Here is a 22331-nt window from a genome sequence, read left to right on the forward strand (position 1 = left end):
TCCGTGACCATCGATGCACCGAAAGACGACGTCTACAAAGACGCCGGCACCGTCGAAGCAACCATCACTGGCGCGACCGGCGGCAACTTCGAAAATCTGGTCACCAGCAACACTGCTGCGGTCACGACTGTTACCGACACGATCGACAAAACCGAAGCCAGCATCAGCGGTAGCACCTCGGTCACCGAAGGCCAGACTGCCAGCTACACCGTCAGCCTGACTCACCCGGCGCAAACTGAAGTGACCCTGAAAATCGTCTACAGCGGCACCGCCGCCGACGGTTCGGACTTCACCGGCGTGTACACCGTGAAAATCCCCGCGGGCGCCAGCAGCGCGAGTTTCGACGTCGCGACGCTGGATGACAAGCTCACCGAAGGCACCGAGAACTTCGTGGTCAAGATCGACTCGGCCACCGGCGGCAACTTCGAAAACCTCGCAGTCAGCGCCACCAACGGTAGCGTCAGCACCTCGATCATCGACAACGATGCCGCGCCAGTTCTCGACCTGGACGCCAACAACTCCAGCGGCGGCACCGGGGCCAACTACAACGTGACCTTCACTGAAGGCACCACCGGCCAGGGCGTGTCGATCGGCGACACCGACCTGAGCATCACCGACCCGGACAGCACGATGCTGACCGGTGCGACCATCGTGCTGACCAACCGTCAGCCGGGCGATGCGCTGAACCTGGGCAACAGCATCAATGGCATCAGCATCAACGCCAACAGCCAGGATGGCACCGTTACCCTGACCCTGTCGGGCAACGCGACGCTGGCCGACTACATGCAGCAGATCAAAAACATCAGCTTCACCAACAGCAGTGAAGATCCGAGCACCGTGCCGCGGATCATCACCGTGACGGTGACCGATGGCAGCAACTACTCCAACACCGCGACCACCACCGTCAACGTGGTGGCTGTGAACGAGGCGCCGACCGCTGCACCGGTTAACGTCACCGGCACCGAAGACACCCCGCTGATCCTCGGCTGGTCGACCTTCGGCGTCAGCGATGTCGACAGCGCAACCGCCAACCTGGGGGTGAAAATCACTCAGCTGCCGGGCGATGGCAAGTTGCAGTACCTGGACGGGGCGACCTGGAAAGACGTGGCCACCAACCAGACCTTCAGCAAGGCCGATATCGACGCCGGCAAGTTGCGCTTCACGCCAGATGCCAATGAATCGGGCATCGATGGTTACGGTGGCAGCAGCCTGGGCAACAATCAGGCGGACTACGCACAGATCAAGTTCCAGCCAACCGACGGTCAGTTGCTGGGCAGCACCGGCACGGTGAAAATCGACATCACGCCGGTTGCCGACGCGCCATCCCTGAGCGTCGCGGACAACAGCGTCAAATCCACCGGGCTGATCAAGGAAGTCTGGACCGGTCTGTCGGGCCTTGGCACCGATGGCAGCGGCGCGTCTTCCAGCACGCTGAAATCGGTCATCGACGGCGCGGGTACACCGAACTCCAGCGGCACCGTGACCAATGTGCAATCCAATGGTGGCGTCACGGCCGGCACCGCCTCGAAAACCTCTGGTCTGATTTACCTCGAAGCCGGCAAGACGTACACCTTCAGCGGCTCCGGTGACGACAGCCTGTTGGTGACCGTCGGCGGTAAAAACGTGGCCGCAATCACTTGGGGCGCGGGCGGAAACCTGAACGGTTCCTTCATCCCGACCACCAGCGGTTATTACACCCTGGATATCTACCACCACAATCAGAGCGGCCCGGGCAGCTATGACGTCAACCTGTCGGTCAACGGCGGTGCGGCGGTCGACTTGAGCAGTGCCGGCGTGCCGCTGTACACCGGCGTGACGGATCTGGCCGCTTTTGGCGTGACGGTTTCCGACCTGCACGGCACCAATGGCGAAGGCTACTACGACGGCTACAAACTCAACGAAGGTGCCGAAGGCACCAGCGTTCATCTGTCCGCGATCAAAACGGCACTGACCGACACCGACGGCTCTGAAAGCCTGAGCGTGAAGATCAGCGGCATGCCGGAGGGCTCGGTGCTCAGCGATGGCGCGGGCCACACCTTCACCACCACCAACGGTGAAGCCAACGTCACCGGCTGGAACCTCGGCACGCTGACCATCACCCCGCCGCCGTACTACAACGGCCAGTTCACCCTGACCGTGACATCGACATCCACCGAAGCCCATGGCGGTTCGGCACCGAGTACCGCGCAGATCCCGGTCACGGTTTACCCGTCGGTCTATAACGCGGTGACGGCCACTGCCGCCAACGACACTATCACCGGTACCGACGGCAACGACATCATGGTCGCCGACATCGGCGGGCTGACCGTGGTGCCGGGCACCAACTACAACATCGCCTTCATGGTCGACAGCTCGGGCAGCATGAGCGCTTCTTCGATCAGCGCCGCCAAGGATTCGCTGACTGCGGTGTTCAACACCCTCAAGCAAAGCATGGGTAACAACTCCGGGACGGTGAACATCTTCCTGGCGGACTTCGATAACAAGGTCAACAAATCAGTGTCGGTGAACCTGAACGACCCGAACGCCCTGACCTTGCTCAAATCCGTGCTGGACTCGATGTCGTCCGGCGGCGGCACCAACTACGAGGACGTGTTCAAAACCACGGCCAACTGGTTCAAGAGTGCCGATGCGATGGCCAACACCGGCGCGAAGAACCTCACGTACTTCATCACCGATGGCAAGCCGACCTACTACCAGAGCGGTGAAGAGACCAACCCGATCTTGTACGGCAATGTGACGCTCGATGACGTCATCACTACCACCAATTACAAATTGGGGCAGACTTATTCCGTTGACCTGGACAGCACTCACTCCCTGACCATCGACAGCGCTGGCAATGTCACGTTGATGACTCAGAATAAAAAGGGCAACTGGCACAGTTCTGACCTGGGCACCCTCCATGCCGAGGGTAACGGCACGTACGAACTGTCCTATCGCGATGGCACCGGCAGCTACACCGATTCAATCGCCATCGACAATTCCACCAGCAGTTTCACATTGCTGAGTAACGTGTCGACGGTGGAGGCCATCGGCCTGAACAAAGACGTCACCCTCGGCGATCTCAAGCCGTACGATTCGGATCAAACGCCGCAAACCAACATCGACCCGAAAGACCTGGCCAACTCGATCATCGGCCATACCGAATCGACAATGCCGGGCGCCGATACGGTCAACGGCGGTGACGGCAACGACCTTCTGTTCGGCGATCTGGTGAGCTTCAACGGCATTGCCGGCGAGGGTTATCAGGCCATGCAGGCATACGTGGCCCAGCAGACCGGCGTCGATGTCAGCAAAGTCACCACCAGCAACGTGCACCAATACATCACCGAGCACTACACCGAGTTCGACGTCTCTGGCGCTCATGATGGTAATGACACGCTTCTGGGTGGCGCGGGTAATGACATTCTCTTCGGCCAGGGTGGCAATGACCTCCTCGATGGCGGCAAGGGCAATGACATTCTGCTGGGTGGCAGCGGCAATGACTCGTTGGTCGGTGGTCAAGGCAACGACATGCTGATTGGCGGTTCGGGTGCCGACACTTTCATCTGGAAGGCCGGCGACACCGGCAGCGACGTGATCAAGGACTTCAAGGCCAGCGAAGGCGACCGCATCGACCTGCGTGATCTGTTGCAGGGCGAAACCGGCAGCACCATTGATAACTTCCTGAAAATCACCACGGTGGATGGTGTGTCGTCTCTGCAGGTGAGCTCCGGTGGCAAGTTCAACAGTGCCGACGCCGCAGCAGCCACCCCGGACGTGACGATCAAACTGGAAGGCAACAATTGGTCCAGTGCCAGCATCAACTCGTTGATCGCCGGCAGTGACCCGACCATCAAGGTCGATCACAACAACAGCTGATCCACAAGCTGGCGGCCGCCCAGACCGGGCGGCCGTCACGTTTGCGCCCACCTCACGGGTGACGATTTGGTCGTCGCACCGCATACTCGCCTGCGTTGGCCTATGCTGCTGACAGCACGACGCTGGTCCATTTCCGAGGGATGCTCAATGTTTTACGTGCAACGCGATGCGCAAGGTCAGTTGGTGCGTGTGGAAGCCACGGCCTACGCCGAGGCCACGGAAACGCTGCCGGCCGATCACCATGAAATCCAGGCCTGGTTTGCCCATGAAGTGGTTGAGACCAGCCTCAAGCAGCTCAAGCAGAGCGACCTGGAGATGATCCGGGTACTCGACGACTTGATTCAGGTATTGACTCAAAAAGGTGTGATCCGCGTCACCGACCTGCCGCCGGCTGCGCAAGCCAAGCTGATGGACCGGACCCAGGCCCGTGAAGCGTTGGGCGGGTTGAGCCAATTGATCGATGATGATGAGACAGGGTTGATCTAACGCCCGACGCCGATCGTTCCCACGCTCTGCGTGGGAATGCCTCAAGGGACGCTCCGCGTTCCAGCCCACAGCCGACGTTGCGTCTGGCACCATTGTGACGCGGAGCGTCACGGGCTGCATTCCCACGCAGAGCGTGGGAACGATCATCTGTGCTACCTCACGTTCCCGCCACACCGCCGACGTTGCGCCTGACACCGTTATGACGGAGCCTCACAGGCTGCATTCCACGCCCAGAGCGTGGGAACGATCAGTGGGCTACTGCCAAGGCTTCGGCTCACCAAACAACTGCCCCTGAACCCCATACAACCCCATTTCACGAATCACCGCCAACTCCCCTTCAGTCTCGACCCGCTCGGCAATCAGCGGCAAATCAATGCTATGCGCCGCCCGCTGAATCGCCTCGATGAACAGCCGCTTGTCGCTCTCCTGATCAATCGCCCGGATGTAACTGCCGTCGATCTTCAGGTACGCCAACCCCAGCCGCGCCAGATTGCCGATCATGCTGAAACGTCCACCAAAACGCTGCAGGCTCAACGAGAACCCAAGCTCGCGCAAACGCCGTGTCAGCTGCTCCAGCACTGTTTGCTCGGGCAATTGTTCTTCGCCGATTTCCAGGGTCAGTCGCTCGCCGAAACTCGAATGCTGACGCAGGATTTCGAATACTTTGTTCAGCGCCTGCGGATCCGCCAGGGTCGCCGAAGACAGGTTCAGCGCCAGCGATTCGTCATGCCCGGCCATTTGTTCGAGCACCAGTTCCAGCATCAAACGATCGAGCCGCGCGGTCCAGCCAAAACGCTCGAGCCAGGGCAGGAAACGCCCGGCGGGAATGGTTTGGCCTTGCTCGTCGAACAAACGCGACAGCACTTTGTAATGCAGCACCAACTGCGTGTCCTGACTGGCCACCACCGGCTGGAAGTACAGCTCGAAACGCTGCTGATTCAACGCCTGATCGAGCAAGGTGTGCCAGGCATGGTGATCATCGCCACCCCGCGTCGACGCGCCTTGATCCAGACACGCCCAGCTCGGTTCGCCCTGACTTTCCGCCTGGGCCAGTGCCTGGTCGGCCAAACCGATCACCGCTTGCGGCGAGTCGCCATGGGCGAACGGCGCCAGCCCGATCGAGGCGACCGTCGCCACGTCCGTGGCGCCCGTTGCATGCAGGCTTGCCAAGGCACTGTCGAGGTTGCTCGCCAGTTGCAGCGCTTCTTCGCGCACCAGCCCCGGCGCCAGCACGGCGAATTCACCGCCACGAATGCGCGTGACAAGGTTTTGGGTTTCCGGGTACCTGGCGCACTCACGGGACAACTGCTCGCCCACCGCTTGCAACAACTCATCAGTACGCTGACCGCCCAACCGCTGGTTCAAACCCGCCAGATCCTTGACCCGCAACAGCAGCAAATAGCCAGAACTGGCCTGCTCGGGATTGCTCACTCGCGCGTTCAACTGCATCTCGAAATAACGCCGGTTGGCCAAGCCGGTCAGGTTGTCCTGATAGGATTCGGCCCGCAATTTTTCACTGCGTTCGGCTTGCTCCTGGAACAGCGCCTTGAGCTTCTCGACCATCTGGTTCATGGCTTGCACCACCCGCCGCAGTTCCGGGGTACGCGGCAGTTCGGGCAAGCTGAGGAATTCGCGGCGCGCAATGGCGTGGGATTGCTTGACCATGTAATCGAGCGGCTTCAGTTGCCGGCGCAGCAACAGCGCGCCCAGCACCGCACTCACCGCGCCACAGATCAGCAGCCAGACGAGGCTGCCCAACGCGCTCTGCCACAGCTTGGCCAACGCGAACATCGGATGGCTGACCACCTCGACCCGCGCGGCCTGCTCCCAGCCACGGCTGACAAGCGCGTCACCACCGGCCGGTTCCAGGCCGATCAGATTGACGAACCAGTCCGGCACGTTGGTGACCGTCGCAATGCCGCTGCGCTCGACGAGCGTCTCCTCGTTGGTCAGATCGATCACACGGATGCTCGCGTAATAACCGCTGTCGAAGATCGAACTGACCAGCAGCTCGACCATTGCCGGGTCGTCGATGTTCGGCGTCAGGGACAGCGCCAACGCCGTGGCTGCATCCTGGGCGTGGGAGCGCAACTGGTTGACGTATTGGGTACGCGAGCTTTCGAGACTGACCATGAAGCTGCCGGTGAAGGCGACCACCAGGAACAGACAGATAGCGATCAACAGCTGTTTGAACAAAGACATCTGAGCGCGTGCTCCTAATTAGTCGTCTCGACCGGAAAACCTTCGGCCTGCATTTTCTTCAATACATCCTGCCAGCGGGACAGGCGCTTGGTGTCTCCGACCTTTTTGTTGCCCTTGGCACCCGGCAACCACAACCCTTCGGCATTGAAAGAGTAGACCGGCAGCAAATCGGTTCGCTGGCTGGCAGGCTTGATCGCGTCGATCAGGCTGTCGAGCACCAAAGGCATGGCTTCCGGGCTCGAATAGTAGGTCAGCACCATGTGCGCGCGGTTCAGGCGCAATGCCTTGACGTAGGTGATACGCAGCTTGTCACTGGAAACACCGAGACGGCGCAGGCTGAAATATTTGGCGATAGCGTAGTCTTCGCAGTCACCGGCGCCTTTCCATAAGCCTTCGATCGGCGTTTCCCAATAATCGACCTCATGCCACAGATCGATATCTTCTTCGTAGTGCATCTGCTTGTTGAAGAACCGGTTGACCACGTTGAGCTGTTCCAGCTCGTCTATCTGCTTCTGCGTGGCCAGCAATTGCTGCCAGGCATCGATGCGCTGCTGCCCTTCACCCAAAGGCCCGTACAATGCCTGCGCGCGGCGGCTGATCAGCGAAAAATCCCAGTCGGCATGCAGCCCGCCCAGCATTACGCCGGCCAGTAGCAGCGCGCAGCCTGGCCAGAGCAAAATCCGAGGGATCGCGAAACGTACCGCCAATGCGGGGCATCCAGGGTCGGCAGGTGGAAGTCGGTTGATGGTGCAGGTTAGCCCGGCAAAAGACAATGGCACGGTGAGATCACCGTCGGCACGCTAGACTTTAAGGTAATGCGATCTTTTGCCCGTTTGACAACCTGTCAGCCAGTCACTAGGGTCCATTTGGATCCAGAATTTATCAGCCAAACAGGGTGCGTTTGTCGTGACACAGAAGCCTAGCCCTCTCAGCAGTATCAAGGTCAACGGGCCGATTCCCGCTCATCTGGCACGCTCAGTAATCGAAGAAACCCTGCGCGCGGCCATCCTGGACGGACGCTTGCCTCGGGGTACTGCCCTGCGCCAGCAGGAATTGGCGGACCTGTTCGGCGTAAGCCGTATGCCGGTGCGCGAGGCATTGCGCCAGCTGGAGGCGCAGTCACTGCTTAATGTGATCCAGCACAAAGGTGCTGTGGTGGCCCCGCTGATCGACAACAATGCGGTCGAGACCTACGCCTTGCGCTCAGTGCTGGAGTCTTTCGCTTTGCGCCTGTCCATTCCGCTGCTCGATGACAGCGATCTGGCGCGGTCGGCCCAATATATCGAGCAACTGGAAGCGCAAACCGATTATGCCGAGATCGGCAAACTCAATCGGCTGTTTCACATGTCGCTTTACCACAAGGCACCTAACCGCAAGCTTCTTGCCCTGATCGAGCGCGAGCTCAACGAAGAAGAGCGCTTCCTGCGCTTTCATCTGTCGTCCATGGGGCTGGGTAAACTCACCCAAGACGATCATCGCGCACTGCTCAAAGCCGTGATGGCCAAAGACATCGATAAAGCGGTTGCCTTGCTGGAGCAGCATCTGGAAAAAGCCTCCGCCACCATGCGGCGGTATCTGGAACAAACGAAACGTTGACGGCTCGCCGGCGACCTGGCCGGCGTATCACTTTCTTACATATTCCCCTTTCTCCATGTCCGCTCTTGCCTGGCGCGGCGAAGCCGTGTGCGCGACCGCTCGCCGCCATCAGATCAATGGCACTGCCATTGATTTAGGCTCACTCTTGCGTTTATCGATTCAAACAGACCAAAGAAGTCAGCGCCTGACAGAAAAACCAGGCGAATCGAAGCCAATACGCAAGGAGCGGCGCCAACAGGCGGGATAATCGGAAGTCCGACCGACGTCCCGCCCATAAAACATCACATCTTGATTCCCTGTTCCCTGAAGTGCTCTGAGTGAGGCATTCACTCAATCTATTCAATTCTGATGAATACAAATCGGAAGGAGCCACTTCGCCTCAATAAAACTTATATAAAAAGTTTTACAAGGCCACTTCACGCCCAATAAATCATCAACTTCAAATAATTAAAATATCGCTTGCCGCCTACTTGTTTCGTGTATTAGTTTTTTCTTCGTCGAGTCGTTATCGACCGCTCCTTCTTTCGGCAAAGGCCCACCAGGCATGACCTGCAAGCCGGCATCAGCCTTCAGAGAGCGAATATTTAAACAACTTTGGCATTTCATGGATTTCGGTTCAGGCACCCGCTCGCCCTTTATAAAAAACGGGTGACTTTGCCGACAAACAACATTGATGAGGACGTTCATATGCAGCCCACTAAAGAACAACTTTCTCTGAAAAAACTTGAACTGGGTCAACACCCTGTTTTTTCTGAAATAACATCAATTAACTTATTGCGCCGGTTTATGGAAAGCCATGTTTTTGCAGTGTGGGACTTCATGTCGCTGACCAAACGGCTGCAACGTGAACTCACGTGTGTCCACCTGCCCTGGCTGCCGCCGGCGGACCCGCAAGCTGCACGTCTGATCAACGAAATCGTGCTGGGCGAGGAAACGGATGACCGCCCGGGGGCGGGGTATTGCAGTCACTTCGAACTGTATCTGGACGCCATGCGTGAAATCGGCGCGGACACGCGAGCCATTGAACGGTTTATCACGCTGCAACAGGAGGGCGTGAACCCAGAGACTGCGCTGGACAGCGTCGAGATTGAACCGGCGGCGGCCCGGTTCGTTCGCCAGACCCTGCACACCGCTTTGCACGCTCCGGCACACAGCGTGGCTGCCGCGTTCGTGCACGGTCGGGAAAGCGTCATTCCGCAAATGTTTCAGCGCATGCTGGATGCCTGGGGCATTGGCCTGGATCAAGCGCCGACGTTTCGTTACTACCTGCAACGGCACATCGAAGTCGATTCCGAAGACCATGGCCCGGCGGCGGAAAAACTGCTGGCACGGCTGATCGATGGCGACCCGCAGCGTGAAACCGAAGTTCTGGCCGCCGCGCTCGCCGCCGTCCAAAGCCGCGCCGCCCTGTGGGATGGCCTGCGCCAGAGCATGACCCAACCGGTTGCGCAGGTGACGCCATGAATGCCATCCACTACCAATCTTTCGCTGACGCCTGGGAAAGCCGCGCCACGATCCGCACCCGACCCCGGCGCCGGCTCGAAGACGACGACAAGCTGATCTTTCCCATGAGCCGCCAACCCCTGGTGCACAGCCAGACCTTTCTCAGCCACTGCCCGCAGCTGCGCGACTTTGTGCTGGTGCAGAGCCTCTACAAATTCATCAACGACGTGGTGATTTTCGAGACCGAGCTGGTGGACAACACCGCCCGCCGCATCGCCAAGAACAGCTTCGGCATCGAGTTCCCGTTCGCCTGCCGCTACGACGCGATGACGGTCGTGGTGGACGAGGATTACCACGCTCTGGTGGCGATGGATTTCATGCAGCAGACCATCGACATGACCGGCATCGCACCAATCCCGTTGCCCATGCAGATCGAACTCAGCCGCGCGGTACCGGCGACGCTGGCCCGGGCACCGAAGCACTTGCTCAGCGCCGTAGAGCTGATCTGCATCGCCATTGCTGAAAACACCGTGACCAACGAAGTGGCGGCCTTCGCCCGGGACGATTCGGTCAAGGCTTCGATCAAGGGTTTGATGGCCGATCACCTTATGGACGAGGGGCGTCATGCCGGTTTCTGGACGCGGCTGGTGCAGATTTACTGGCACGGCGCCCCCGAAGAGGACCGCCACGCGATAGCGCGACTGATGCCGGGTTTTATCGCCCAGTATCTGGCGAGCGATCTGCAGCAGGCATTCGACTTCGAGCTGATCGCTCACCTGCCTGTCGACGAATCGGTGCGCCAGTCCTTGCGTGAAGACGCCAGTGCGCTGGCCTACCCCATCAACCGGTTTCATCCGCTGGTGGGCAACATCACGCGCTTCTTTCGCAGCAGTTCGATGCTCGCCTCCCCTTGCGTGCGCGACGCCCTGGCCGATTATTTGACCCCCTGAGGATCCGCCCCATGAGACGCCTCGAAATTGCAGTGTCTGGCCGCAGCCAGGCAATGGCCGAACTGGCCCTTGAACTTGAACGGCACGGCCATGGTGTCGTGCGTATTGAATCGCCGGTCAGTCACGGCCCGGTAGATGTGTTGATCGACGACGGAACGGTACCCTGCCACGGCCTCCAGGCCCGCTCTCGCCTGGAGGTGCGCGTGTCATTCGATGCCCTGGCGGATGAGACGTTGGCGCAACCCGTGGTGGTTTTTCGCGACGGAGCGCAACGGCTGTTGTGGTGCCAGCCCGTCGCGCCTGAAAGCAGCGGCAACGGCCAGTCGCTGCGCCTGCGCACACTGGCAGCGGTAGGCGAAAGCGGCGCATGGCTGGTCAGCCAGTTTTCCCGGGATGAGGCCTGTTTCGATCATTGGCCCACAGTGGAAATCGGCGCTGCCGAGCCACTGTTGCATGGGCTTGATGCACTGGAGATGCTGGCCTTCGAACACCGCCAAAATGCGCCTGCTGTGCCGTGGCTGCTGGCCGCCGCCCAAGTACCGGTGATGCACAGCATTGAGCAGCGCATGCTCGATGACGCAACGCGACCGGCCCTGTGGGTCGATGGTTTGCTCGTCGATTACAAGTCCTTACGCAGCCTGGCGCTGAGCTTGCAACAACCGATGCTGGACATGCTGCGCCATCGCAGCGCAACCGACCGCCCGGTGGTGATCGGCGTGTGCCTGCCCAAGTCGCCGCAGCTGTACGCGGCGATTCTGGCGGTGCTGGGTTACGGCGCGGTGTACCTGCCGCTTGACCCGCAGCATCCGGCACAACGTCGGCGCTTCATTCTGGAAAACGCCAACGCAGATTTGCTGTTGCACGACGGCGCCAGCGATCTGGGCGACGTCTCGCTGCCGATGCTGGACATTCGCCGTCTGCCTTCGCCCAAACCCGGTCTCCCGGCCTCGCTGATCCGCCGCACGGTGAATATCGACGAACCGGCCGTGGCGATCTACACCTCCGGCACCACTGGCCAGCCCAAGGGCGTGTTGCTCAGCCATCGCAACCTCAGCCATTTCTGTGCCTGGTACGCCGATCATGTCGGGTTACAGCGCAACAGTCGGTCGCTGCAGTTTTCCACCATCAATTTCGACGCGTCGCTGTTGGATATCCTGCCGACCTTTATCCAAGGCGCACGACTGGTGGTGCCCAGCGACGACCAGCGCCGCGATCCACAGCAATTGGTCGAGTTGATTGGCGGGCAGCACGTGACCCACGCCTTCCTGCCTCCGGCGCTACTGAGCGTCATGCCGCTGCAAGCACCGCTGGGTCTTGAGCACCTGATTACCGGTGGCGATGTCTGCGAGCCGTTCGTGATCGAGCAGCTCGCACCGCAGTGCCGATTCCACAATATTTATGGCCCCACCGAAACCACGGTGTTGGCCACCACGCGGCAATTTTGCGTCGGCGACAGCAATCGCAATCTCGGCATCCCCATCGCCAATGCCCGGGTGTTGATTCTCGATGAGCAACTGCAACCAGTGCCTCAAGGCACACCCGGCGAGCTGTACATCGCCGGGCCGGGTGTCGGCCTGGGTTATCTGAATGATCCAGCGCTGACGGCGGCGCGCTACCTCAACCTGACGCTGCCCAACGGGCAGACTTTGCGTGTTTATCGCACCGGCGATATCGGCCAGTGGACCGATGACGGGATCGAGCTGAGTGGCCGTCGTGATAACCAGGTGAAGATCCGGGGGTTTCGGGTCGAGCCCGAGGAAATCGAGCATTGCCTGCGCGAAAGCCAGCTGTTTCGTCAGGTGGCCGTGGTGGTCGATGAACGGCGACGGATCCTTGCGTACCTGGTTCACCCCAGGCAAGAGCAGCCTGGCACCGCCCTCTCGGCCTTGCGCGAGCATGTGCAAAACACGCTGCCCGGCTACATGCATCCCGGCGCCTACATTGAACTGCCATGCCTGCCTTACACCAGTAACGGCAAGGTCGATCGACGGGCTCTGCTCGCAACCTCGGGACAGGTCCAGGTCGCCAGTCAGCGGTGCCAGCCGCAGACCCCGATGCAGATGCAATTGCGTCAGTTGTGGTCCGAATTGCTTGAGCTGCCGGTCGAGGAGATTGCCACCGACGAAAGCTTCTTCAACCTGGGCGGGCATTCGATTCTGTTGTCGCAGTTGCTGCTGAGCATCCGCCAGGTGTTCGGTCGCAGTTTGTCGATCAATCGCTTCATCGAAGCGCCCACATTGCGGACCCTCGCCAAGCTGCTCGATGGCCCCGAGCAAAGCGCCGCTTCAACGCTCAGCCCCCAGGCCTTCATCGATGCCGCAGCCGAACTCAACCTCGATCCGCTACCGATCAGCCAGTGCGGTGATGTGCATAAAGTGCTGGTGACCGGTGCCAACAGCTTTCTCGGTGTACACATCGTCGAGGCTTTGCTGGCCTGGGGCGCCACCGAGGTCGCGTGCCTGGTGCGTGAGTCCGGCGGACAAAGCGCGGCCGAACGTTTCGCCCAGGCCCTGCGGGATAATCGTCTCACCCATCTGGACCTGAGCCGGGTCAGCGTTTACGCCGCCGATATCACCCAACCGCAATTGGGCTTGCCGGATGACGTATACGCGCGCATCGACCGCACCTTCGGCGCGCTGGTGCACAACGCCGCCAACGTCAATCACGTGCTCGATTACGAGTCGTTGGCGCGGGATAACGTCGAGCCGATTTTCGAGTGCCTGCGCCTGTGTGAAGGGCGCAGCAAGAAGATCTTCAACTTCGTCTCGACGCTCTCGGCGTCCAGCACGATTTCCGACGACGGCCGGGTGCTGGAGTTGCCCGCCGCGCAGACACCGCCGATCTACATCAAGAATGGCTACAACCTGTCCAAATGGGTCGGCGAGCGGATCCTCGAACGGGCGCGGGAGCGTGGGGTGCGGGTCAATCTCTATCGCCCCGGCAACATCAGCTTCAACAGCCTCAGCGGCGTCTGCCAGCCCCACAAAAATCGCTTGATGCTGATGCTCAAGGGCTCGATTCAGCTCGGCCAAGTGCCGGAACTGGCGCTGAATTTCGACCTGATGCCAGTGGATTTCCTCGCCCGTTTCATTGCCTTCCACGCCAGCCGTTACCAGGCCGAAAAAGCCGTGTTCAACCTGCACAATCCCGAGCCCCTGGGCTGGGATTCCTACGTAGCGTCATTCCGCGAGGCCGGTCGGGAATTCTCCATGGTCAGCGTCGCCGACTGGCAGCAGCAACTGGGCCGGGTCGACAGCGACAACGCGCTGTTCGGCGTGCTGGGTTTCTACCTCAACGGCTTCGAAGAAGACATCGGCGACATCTCGATGATCGGCCACGACAACGCCCAGGCCGGTGTGCGGCAGATGGGGGCGCGCTACCCGGAAAAATCCCCGGCGCTGCTGCGGCGCGGCTGCGACTACCTCAAAGAAATCAACTTCATCTGATTCACCCTGAACCTGCACGGAGCAAAACCATGAATACTCTGCAACCCGATACCCTGATCAAAAATCCTCACGGCTGCCACGTCGTATCTTCGGTGGACGTACCGGTCGATGCGGCGAAAGTCTGGGCGGTGGTCGGTAACTTTGCCGGCTTCGATCGTTTCATTCCGGCGCTGTCGCACATCGAGATGACGGGCGAAGGCGTGTCGTCGCTGCGCAAAAAATTCTTCAAGGACGACAATCACCTGGTGGTCGAGCAGCTCAACTCCCGGGACGACCAGGCACTGAACATGACCTGGACCCTCATCTACAACACCTTGGGCATAGGCAATTTATGGGCGGCGATGAGCGTTGAATCCTTGGGAGCAGGCAAGTCGCGGGCGATCTGGACCATCATCGCCGAACCGGCTCAGGGCGGTGCCAAAGCCCTGCCGGGGTTCAAGGATTTCCTTCAGGGGTTTGCCGATGATGCGATGGGGAATGTGTTGAAGCTGTTTGTGTAAGGCTTCATTCTGGCGGTGACTGATCTACCGCAATCGCGGGCAAGCCCGCTCCCACCGGGGATGTGTGTACGACACAAACCATGTGGGAGCGGGCTTGCCCGCGATTGAACGATAACGCGGTTCAACTGACCTCAATCAGATCTTGAAACTATCAACCAGCTGCTTCAACCGATTGGCCTGCTGAGACAATGCATCGCAATCCTTCAATGTTTCATTGAGGTTAGCCACGCTCTGCTGGTTCAGCAGGTTGATCTGGTTGACGTCGACGTTGAGGGTTTCCACCACGGCGGTCTGTTCTTCGGTCGCTGCGGCCACCGATTGGTTCATGCCGTCGATTTCGCCGATGCGCTGGGTCACGCTGACCAGTCGCAGACCGGCCTGGTTCGCCACTTCGACACTTTGCTCGCTGGAGACCTGACTGGCGTTCATGGTGGTCACCGCTTCGCGAGAACCGATCTGCAGCGAGCTGATCATCTTGTGGATCTCTTCCGCCGATTCCTGGGTGCGATGAGCCAGGTTGCGCACCTCGTCCGCCACCACCGCAAAACCACGACCAGCCTCACCGGCACGGGCCGCTTCGATGGCCGCGTTGAGCGCCAGCAAATTGGTCTGTTGAGAGATGCCTTTGATCACATCGAGAATGTGGCCGATGTTGTCAGTGCTCGCATTCAGGGTTTCGATCTGCGTGCAGGACAGGCTGATTTTCTGTGACAACTCGGTCATGGCCAAAATGGTTTTCTCCACCACCTGACGGCCGTCATCAGCCTGTTCGCTCGCGCCGCTGGCATGTTGCGAAGCATCGGCGGCGTTGCGGGCGATTTCCTGGGTGGCGGCGCCCAATTGGTTGATCGCAGCAGCCACACTGTTGGTGCGGGCGCTTTGTTCGTCGGAGCCGATGATCGAAGCGTTGGACGATGCCATCACCCGTTGCGACAGGTCATGCACCTGACGGGTCGCCGAAGACACTTCGCTAATCGACGCGTGAATCCGCTCCACGAACTGGTTGAAAGAGCCGCCCAACTCGCCGAATTCGTCTTTGCTTTGCACCACGAGGCGACGGGTCAGATCGCCCTCACCCTGAGCGATGTCCTGCATCGCACGCCCCATCGTGGTCAGCGGACGCATCAGCACACTAATCAGCAGACTCAGCAGCACGGCAATGGCAGTCACGGCAATGAACATCGCGATCAGCGCTGAGGTGCGGAACTGGCTCAGTGGTGCATAGGCCTTGGCCTTGTCGATTGACAGACCGATGTACCACTCTGCATTCGGCAACCCACTCACCGGCGTGAACGAGAGGATGCGGTCCTGCTTGTTCAGTTCTACTTCCTGATTGCCTTTGCCGATACGGACACTGGAGCCCGGATAGATGTCTTTCAGGTTCTTCATCACCTGGTCCTTGTCCGGGCTGACGATCACCTGACCGTCGGCGCTGACGAGGAACGCGTGACCGATGCCACCGAAGTCCACCGAGTTGATGATCTTCACCAGGGTTTCCAGACTCAGATCGCCGCCGACGACGCCCAGCAGTTCGCCTTGCTTTTTCACCGGCATGGCGATGGTCACCACCAACCCGCCGACCGCGGCCATGTAAGGCGGGGTCAGCATGGTCTTGTCGGCGACCACGGCTTGCTTGTACCAAGGGCGCTGACGCGGATCGTAGCCGTCCGGCATCTTCGCGTCAGGGCGCTGGGTGAACACACCATTGGCCTGCCCGACGTAGGTGAACTGGAAGTTCGAGGTGAGGGCCGGTTGATCGACCAGCCCCGGGAAATCAGCATCGGCACCTTGATGAGCGATGTTCTGCGCGAGATTTTCCAGGACCAAGACGCGGCCGCTCATCCAGTTCTGCACGCTGCTGGCGGTCAGCTCGCCGGCTTGCTCGACGGAAGACTCGAGGTTTTGGCGAATGGTGTTTCGCTGCAGATAGTCGTTGTACAAAGTGAACAACGCAAAAGCCAGCACCACGACGCCTGAAGCGGCCAGCAGGATTTTATGGCTGAACTTGAGATTCATTTCATGGGCTTCTTATGCAAAAAGTGGGGATGCGTTCCGGTTTCAACATTCCATGTAACCGCGCAGACGGCATTCTGGGGCCGCTCTACTTTGGTGCACGCATGTCTCACCAGTCTGTCGGCACGAGCTGGAGAAATCTTAGGAATTTGTACGAAACACGTCAGATACCCGCCGAACGGCGTGCTAGAGCGTTCGAATAGCCGTATTTGTGGGTGGTTGTTCGAAGGGCAGTTGCAAATTTTCCGACCCTTGATGACAATGCGACTAATTATCATTTGTGACGTCGGGCTGTCGCGTTCATGTCTTCACCTGAGTTTGCAGTACAGGCGCTTTACAGCAGTCATCACGGGTGGCTCAACGCATGGCTACGTGCGCGATTGGGCAATGCGGCCGATGCGGCGGATCTGGCTCAGGACACATTCGTCCGGTTGCTGCAAAGGACCGAACGCCTGGAGCTCAAAGCCCCCCGCGCATTTCTAAGAACCATTGCTCGCGGCTTGGTGATCGACCATTGGCGTCGTGAGGAAATCGAACGCGCATACCTGGAAACCATTGCCCATTTGCCCGAGGCCGAAACCCCGAGCGCCGAGGCGCGGGCATTGGTGCTCGAATTGCTGGAAAGCATCGCCCGCATGCTGGAAGGCCTGAAGCCGAAAGTGCGTCAGGCATTTCTGCTGGCCCAGTGCGAAGGACTTACCCACAAGCAGATCGCCGAACACATGGGGTTATCCCTGCGTTCAGTGGAACGTTATGTGGCCGACGCGCTGTATCACTGCTACGTGCTGCGGTACGAAGCGTGATGCCTGCGGATAACTCAGCGCTGACCCGTCGCAGCGCGCCCCATCAGCAGGTGGTCAAACAAGCCATTCATTGGTTGCTGCGCCTGCGTAACAACGCGACCAATCCCAGCCTGCGCCAACAATGCGACGTCTGGCGGGCGGAACACCATGAACACGAACTGGCCTGGCAACGGGTGCAGTCCTTGCAGGCCGAGTTGAGCAGCACTCTGCGCGCGGTGCCCGGCGCTCAAGTCGCTTTCAACACGTTGGAAAACAGCGCACAAGGACTCGGGCGACGCCAGGCATTGAAGCTGCTGTCGGGCGCGTTATTGATGGGTTCGGCGGCCTGGTTGGGCAAGGATGTGATCGGCGGGCAACAGTGGACCGCCGACTTCGCCACCGCCACGGGCGAGCGACGCGGTTTCCAGTTACCGGATGGCACGCGCCTTGAGCTCAACACCGCCAGCGCGGTGGACCTGGACTACACCGCGCAACAGCGCCTGATCAAACTGACTCGCGGCGAGATCGTCGTGACATGCGGTGAGGCAAGTGAAGGGGTTTCGTTTGATCGACCGTTGCGGGTGCAAAGCCGTCACGGCGTGTTCGAAAGTGTGGCGGCGCGCTTCATCGTTCGTCAGGACGCCGACTGCACGCGGCTCAGCGTCACCAGCGGCACAGTCGCCATCCATTCGCCACGGGCCGCCGATGGGCTGCCGACTCAGGTGCAGGCCGGGCAGAGTTACCTGATCGATCGGAGTCGAGCGCAGTTGGCACCGCCGCAGGACATGGATGCTGGCGCCTGGGTCGACGGCCTGATCGTCACCCGCAACATGCGCCTGGGAGACTTCATTAATGAAGTCGGGCGTTACCGTCCGGGTTATCTGACCTGCGCGGTCGACATTGCCCACTTGCGGCTGTCCGGGGTTTTCCGTCTCGACGACACCGACAAGCTGCTGGCCATCCTGCCGCAAACCCTGGCGGTACAAGTACGCTATCGCACTCGCTGGTGGGTGACGCTGGAGCGAGAGGCCTGAATTATTTTTGGCGGGTTTTCGGAACAAGTCCGGCTTAGTCAGTAAGTAATTCAACTCTGCCTTCAGCGACTTCCTACGGAAATCTACAATGACTGTGCGCGCCACCTGTAAGAACCCTTCCCATTTCGCCCCGGAATCAGGCGTATTGCGCCACGCCATTCGCGCGGCGCTGTTCTCGACCGCACTGGGTATCGGCCTGTCGCCGTCACTTGGCGTTGCAGCACAGGGCAGCGAAGCCAGTAGCCACCGCTACAACATCGCCGCCGGCCCCTTGAGCGATGTGCTCAATCAATTCGCGCGTCAGGCGGGCATCACGCTGTCCACGACCCCAGCTCAAACTCAGGGCCTTCAATCGCCGGGATTACAGGGCGACTATTCGGCGGATCAGGCGTTGAGCCATTTGCTCAACGGCACAGGGCTTGTGGCCGTCAGTCAGGATGGCAGCAGTTATGTGCTGCGGCCCGTCGCAGAAACCGAAGCCCTGGCACTGCCTGCCACCGACATCAAAGGCTTCGCCCTGGGTAACGCGCTGGGCAGCATGGATGGCTACAACGCAACGCACAGCCAGATCGCCACCAAGACCAGTACCGCGCTGCTGGAAACCTCACAAAGCGTGTCCGTGGTGACCCGCGAGCAAATGGACGACCAAGGCTCGCAAACCGTGTCCCAGGCGATGCGCTACACCCCGGGCGTGCTGACCAACCCTTATGGCGCGACCCACCGTTACGACTACGTGGCGATGCGTGGTTTCAATGACGGCTCGGTGGATAACATCTATCTCGATGGCCTCAAATCCATGGGCGACAGCGGCACCTACAGCACCATGCAGGTAGACCCGTATTTCCTCGAGCGAGTCGATATTCTCAAAGGGCCATCGTCGGTGCTCTACGGTCGCAGCTCGCCAGGCGGGCTGGTGGCGTTGACCAGCAAGAAACCGTTGTATGAGCCCTACCGTCAGGTCCAGGCCACGGTGGGCACCCAAGGCCAGCGCGGCATGGGTTTTGACTTCAGCGGGCCGGTGGATGATGACAAGCGTATCGCCTATCGCCTGACAGGCTTGGCGGATCAGTCCGACACACAGTTTGACCACAACAAGGAAAAGCGCTTCGCCCTGGCGCCAACAGTGAGCATCGATTTCAGCGAAGATACCTCCCTGACGCTGCAAGCCTATCTGCAACACGATCCCGACGGCGGCTATCACGGCGGCGTTCCGGCCGATGGCACGATCCATCAACGCAACGGCAATCGAATCTCCCCAGACTTCTTCGAAGGCGAACCGGGCATTGATGGCTTCCAGCGTGATCAACAGTCCTTCGGCTATCAGTTCGAACACCGCTTCAATGACGTCTTCACCGCGCGGCAGAACTTCCGCTATCTCGACTCCAAGGTGAAGATCGATCAGGTGTATGCCTATGGCTGGACCTCGCCCACCAGCAACGAGTTGAATCGCTATTACACCGGTGGCGACGAAAAGCTCCACGCCTTCATCGTCGATAACATGCTGCAAGCCGAGTTCTTCACTGGCGCAACCAAACACACCGTGCTGATGGGCGCGGACTACCAGCGGCGCAAGACAGTCGTCGACTGGACCAGTGGCGGTCTTGCGCCGATCGATGCGTTCAATCCGGTGTACGGCAATTCAGCCATCGACTTCTACAGCCCGACCAGCTATCTGCGGCGCCTGGAACAGACCGGCGTTTACCTGCAAGACCTGATCGAGATGGATAAGTGGCGCTTCTCTTTGGGCCTGCGTCAGGACTGGGTTGAAACCTCCGATGAAAATCGGCTGGCTGAAGCTGGACGCCCTGCGGGCACGGAAATCAGTGACAAACGCACCAAGCTGACTGGCCGGGCGGGGGCGTTGTACCTGTTCGATAACGGCGTTGCGCCGTACATCAGCTACTCCGAGTCGTTCAACCCAAACTCCTACGCCGACAGCGCCGGCAATCCTCTGGCACCGACCGATGGCACCCAGTGGGAAGTGGGCCTGAAGTACCAGCCACCAGGCACCGACAACTTGTTCACGGCGTCGCTGTTCCGCATCGATCAGGAAAACCTGGCGACCAAACTGCCGCAGGAAAACTTCTATCGCGCTGTAGGCGCCGTCCGCTCCCAAGGCCTGGAACTGGAAGCGCACATGCAGCTGACCGATAACCTGAAAGTGCTCGGCAGCTACACCTTCACCGACATCGAATATTCGAAGTCGATGATCAGTACGTTGAGCACGGCAACCGACGTGATCGAGAACAAGGGCAACTCGCCGACTCAGGCGCCACGTCATATGGCCTCGGTATGGGCAGACTACAAATTCAACAGCGCTGCGCTTGATGGCCTGCGCCTGGGCGGCGGCGTGCGTTACGTCGGCTACAGCTGGGCCGACGCGGAAAACACCCTGAAGGTGCCGTCCTACACATTGTTCGATGCGTCTGTCGGCTATGACCTGGGCAAGGTGGGTTTGAAGGGCGTTGACGTTCGTTTGAATGCGAACAACCTGACCAATGAGTCCTACGTGGCCTCCTGCGCCAGCCTGAACTTCTGCTACCTGGGTGAAGAGCGCAATGTCGCCGCTACCGTGAGCTACCAGTTCTAACGACTGGTTATCCAAAAAAAGCCAGCCCCTGAATCCATGGGCTGGCTTTGTCGTCTCTGCAGGAAAATTCCATGCGTGCATTTATGGTTTTACTTCATCGCTACATTGGTCTGGCGACCGCGCTGTTTCTGCTGATGGCCGGACTTACGGGCAGCATCCTGGCGTTCAATCATGAGCTGGATGAGTGGCTCAATCCGGGGTTTTATTCAGCGTCTGCCGAAGGTCAGCGTTTGCCGCCCGGCACTTTGGTCGACAAGCTGCAAGCGGAGCATCCGAGGCTGCAAGTCTGGTACATGGAGTACCCGTCAGAAGCGGGCCATACCGCATTGCTGGCCGCGGTACCTCGCAATGACCCTGCAACCGGAAAACCTTTTGCCGATCCCAATCAGGTGTTCTATCTGGACCCGGTCAATGGCGAACAGAAAGGGCAGCGGTTCTGGGGAAAATGCTGCTTTCAAAGGGAGAACTTCATCCCTTTCTTCCTGGAGTTTCACTACAACCTGGTTCTGCCGGATAACTGGGGATTGTTGTTAATGGGATTGGTCGCGATCGCCTGGGTTGTCGATTGTTTCATTGCGCTTTGGCTGACGCTTCCTCGTGGGAAACCGTTCTGGAAGAAATGGTCGACGGCCTGGAAGATCAAGGGTGGGCATGCCTACCGGCTAAATTTCGACCTGCATCGGGCAGGTGGTTTGTGGCTTTGGGTGTTATTGCTACCGATTGCGATCAGTAGTGTCGCCATGAACCTGCCGAGCCAGGTTTTCAAGCCTGCGGTTTCACTGTTCTCGCCAATTGAGCCGAGCGTTTACGAGGCCCGCGGAGGCATGCCTGCCGAAGAATTGGGAGTTACGCGGCTGAGTTATCAACAGGCTTATGAACGTGCGTTACAAGAAGGGCAAAAGCTGGGGCTGACCGCTGCAATCGGAGAGTTGTATTACAGCTTTGAGTACAACTTTTATGGAGCAGGGTTTGGGCAACATGATACCGAAGCCCATGGGAAATCCTGGCTATTCTTCCACGGCACGGACGGTCGTTTACTGGGGCAGGAAATTGCAGGACAAGGCACTTTGGGAGAACGTTTTTATCGCCTCCAATTGCCGATACACGGAGGACGGATCATTGGGCTCACCGGGCAAGTGATGATCGCGGTGCTAGGTGTTTTGATTGCAGTGTTATCAGTGACGGGCATCTATATCTGGTGGCGCAAGTTGCTGGCACGAAGGAGCAGCAAGGCGCGCAAGACCTGAATCCGATTCCCTCCAGGATCTGGATTTCTATAGCCCAGAAAGACAAAACCCCTGTCTGCATAAGCAAACAGGGGTTTTGGAATCAATCTTGACGATGACCTACTCTCACATGGGGAAACCCCACACTACCATCGGCGATGCATCGTTTCACTGCTGAGTTCGGGATGGGATCAGGTGGTTCCAA

14 protein-coding genes and 1 rRNA gene are annotated in these 22331 nt (G+C 59.4%); 11 read left to right on the forward strand and 4 right to left on the reverse strand.

Annotation, left to right across the window (positions count from 1 at the left end; genetic code table 11):
- A partial coding sequence (locus BZL43_RS00555) for an S-layer family protein (protein WP_095630529.1) occupies positions 1–3858 on the forward strand: 3858 nt, incomplete at its 5' end.
- A 147-nt stretch (positions 3859–4005) separates the two neighbouring features.
- Positions 4006–4344, forward strand: a complete 339-nt coding sequence (locus tag BZL43_RS00560; RefSeq protein ID WP_018930300.1) for a hypothetical protein — start codon at positions 4006–4008, stop codon at positions 4342–4344.
- A gap of 255 nt (positions 4345–4599) precedes the next feature.
- On the opposite strand, the gene lapD is transcribed toward BZL43_RS00560, so the two are convergent.
- Positions 4600–6546 (reverse strand): cyclic di-GMP receptor LapD, encoded by a 1947-nt coding sequence (lapD, locus tag BZL43_RS00565; protein ID WP_095630530.1) that lies wholly within the window; start codon positions 6544–6546, stop codon positions 4600–4602.
- Between the two features lie 14 nt (positions 6547–6560).
- Complete coding sequence (gene lapG / locus BZL43_RS00570; RefSeq protein ID WP_095630531.1) at positions 6561–7253, reverse strand: cysteine protease LapG; 693 nt, start codon at positions 7251–7253, stop codon at positions 6561–6563.
- A 199-nt stretch (positions 7254–7452) separates the two neighbouring features.
- On the opposite strand from lapG, the gene BZL43_RS00575 reads away from it, so the two are divergent.
- From BZL43_RS00575 to BZL43_RS00595, 5 genes are all read left to right on the forward strand, one after another.
- Positions 7453–8142, forward strand: coding sequence for a GntR family transcriptional regulator (locus BZL43_RS00575; RefSeq protein ID WP_095630532.1), 690 nt, complete (start codon positions 7453–7455; stop codon positions 8140–8142).
- Positions 8143–8829: 687 nt separating this feature from the next.
- On the forward strand, positions 8830–9606 hold the full coding sequence (locus BZL43_RS00580; RefSeq protein WP_095630533.1) for a DUF3050 domain-containing protein: 777 nt from the start codon (positions 8830–8832) through the stop codon (positions 9604–9606).
- The gene (locus BZL43_RS00585) at positions 9603–10535 is read left to right on the forward strand and encodes a diiron oxygenase (RefSeq protein WP_095630534.1); all 933 of its coding nucleotides are present in this window, start codon (positions 9603–9605) and stop codon (positions 10533–10535) included. Before BZL43_RS00580 ends, BZL43_RS00585 begins: the two co-directional genes overlap by 4 nt.
- A gap of 11 nt (positions 10536–10546) precedes the next feature.
- Positions 10547–13981: a non-ribosomal peptide synthetase gene (locus BZL43_RS00590; protein ID WP_095630535.1), complete on the forward strand. Its 3435-nt coding sequence runs from the start codon at positions 10547–10549 to the stop codon at positions 13979–13981.
- Positions 13982–14010: 29 nt separating this feature from the next.
- Complete coding sequence (locus tag BZL43_RS00595) at positions 14011–14481, forward strand: SRPBCC family protein (RefSeq protein WP_095630536.1); 471 nt, start codon at positions 14011–14013, stop codon at positions 14479–14481.
- Between the two features lie 135 nt (positions 14482–14616).
- Here BZL43_RS00595 and BZL43_RS00600 read toward each other — a convergent pair whose 3' ends face one another.
- Positions 14617–16497: a methyl-accepting chemotaxis protein gene (locus BZL43_RS00600; RefSeq protein ID WP_095630537.1), complete on the reverse strand. Its 1881-nt coding sequence runs from the start codon at positions 16495–16497 to the stop codon at positions 14617–14619.
- A gap of 299 nt (positions 16498–16796) precedes the next feature.
- On the opposite strand from BZL43_RS00600, the gene BZL43_RS00605 reads away from it, so the two are divergent.
- The 4 genes from BZL43_RS00605 to BZL43_RS00620 all read left to right on the forward strand — a co-directional run bounded on the left by BZL43_RS00605 (position 16797) and on the right by BZL43_RS00620 (position 22147).
- Positions 16797–17297, forward strand: coding sequence for a sigma-70 family RNA polymerase sigma factor (locus BZL43_RS00605; protein WP_095630538.1), 501 nt, complete (start codon positions 16797–16799; stop codon positions 17295–17297).
- Positions 17297–18310 carry a FecR domain-containing protein gene (locus tag BZL43_RS00610; RefSeq protein ID WP_095630539.1) on the forward strand — a complete coding sequence of 338 codons (1014 nt, stop codon included), beginning with the start codon at positions 17297–17299 and terminating at the stop codon, positions 18308–18310. The genes BZL43_RS00605 and BZL43_RS00610 overlap by 1 nt, the downstream gene beginning before the upstream one ends.
- A gap of 88 nt (positions 18311–18398) precedes the next feature.
- On the forward strand, positions 18399–20900 hold the full coding sequence (locus BZL43_RS00615) for a TonB-dependent siderophore receptor (RefSeq protein WP_095630540.1): 2502 nt from the start codon (positions 18399–18401) through the stop codon (positions 20898–20900).
- A 71-nt stretch (positions 20901–20971) separates the two neighbouring features.
- Complete coding sequence (locus BZL43_RS00620) at positions 20972–22147, forward strand: PepSY domain-containing protein (protein ID WP_095630541.1); 1176 nt, start codon at positions 20972–20974, stop codon at positions 22145–22147.
- An 86-nt stretch (positions 22148–22233) separates the two neighbouring features.
- On the opposite strand, the gene rrf is transcribed toward BZL43_RS00620, so the two are convergent.
- Positions 22234–22331 (reverse strand): 5S ribosomal RNA (gene rrf / locus BZL43_RS00625); the annotation flags it as partial.

Source organism: Pseudomonas sp. PICF141 (genome assembly GCF_002286815.1).
Classification (GTDB): Bacteria; Pseudomonadota; Gammaproteobacteria; order Pseudomonadales; family Pseudomonadaceae; genus Aquipseudomonas.

What these genes read in the sequence shown, in the direction of transcription:
- BZL43_RS00560 (WP_018930300.1), top strand. Translation starts at nt 4,006, where the DNA reads ATGTTTTACGTGCAACGCGATGCGCAAGGTCAGTTGGTGCGTGTGGAA.
- lapD (WP_095630530.1), bottom strand. Translation starts at nt 6,546, where the DNA reads ATGTCTTTGTTCAAACAGCTGTTGATCGCTATCTGTCTGTTCCTGGTG.
- BZL43_RS00580 (WP_095630533.1), top strand. Translation starts at nt 8,830, where the DNA reads ATGCAGCCCACTAAAGAACAACTTTCTCTGAAAAAACTTGAACTGGGT.
- BZL43_RS00585 (WP_095630534.1), top strand. Translation starts at nt 9,603, where the DNA reads ATGAATGCCATCCACTACCAATCTTTCGCTGACGCCTGGGAAAGCCGC.
- BZL43_RS00590 (WP_095630535.1), top strand. Translation starts at nt 10,547, where the DNA reads ATGAGACGCCTCGAAATTGCAGTGTCTGGCCGCAGCCAGGCAATGGCC.
- BZL43_RS00595 (WP_095630536.1), top strand. Translation starts at nt 14,011, where the DNA reads ATGAATACTCTGCAACCCGATACCCTGATCAAAAATCCTCACGGCTGC.
- BZL43_RS00600 (WP_095630537.1), bottom strand. Translation starts at nt 16,497, where the DNA reads ATGAATCTCAAGTTCAGCCATAAAATCCTGCTGGCCGCTTCAGGCGTC.
- BZL43_RS00605 (WP_095630538.1), top strand. Translation starts at nt 16,797, where the DNA reads ATGTCTTCACCTGAGTTTGCAGTACAGGCGCTTTACAGCAGTCATCAC.
- BZL43_RS00610 (WP_095630539.1), top strand. Translation starts at nt 17,297, where the DNA reads ATGCCTGCGGATAACTCAGCGCTGACCCGTCGCAGCGCGCCCCATCAG.
- BZL43_RS00615 (WP_095630540.1), top strand. Translation starts at nt 18,399, where the DNA reads ATGACTGTGCGCGCCACCTGTAAGAACCCTTCCCATTTCGCCCCGGAA.
- BZL43_RS00620 (WP_095630541.1), top strand. Translation starts at nt 20,972, where the DNA reads ATGCGTGCATTTATGGTTTTACTTCATCGCTACATTGGTCTGGCGACC.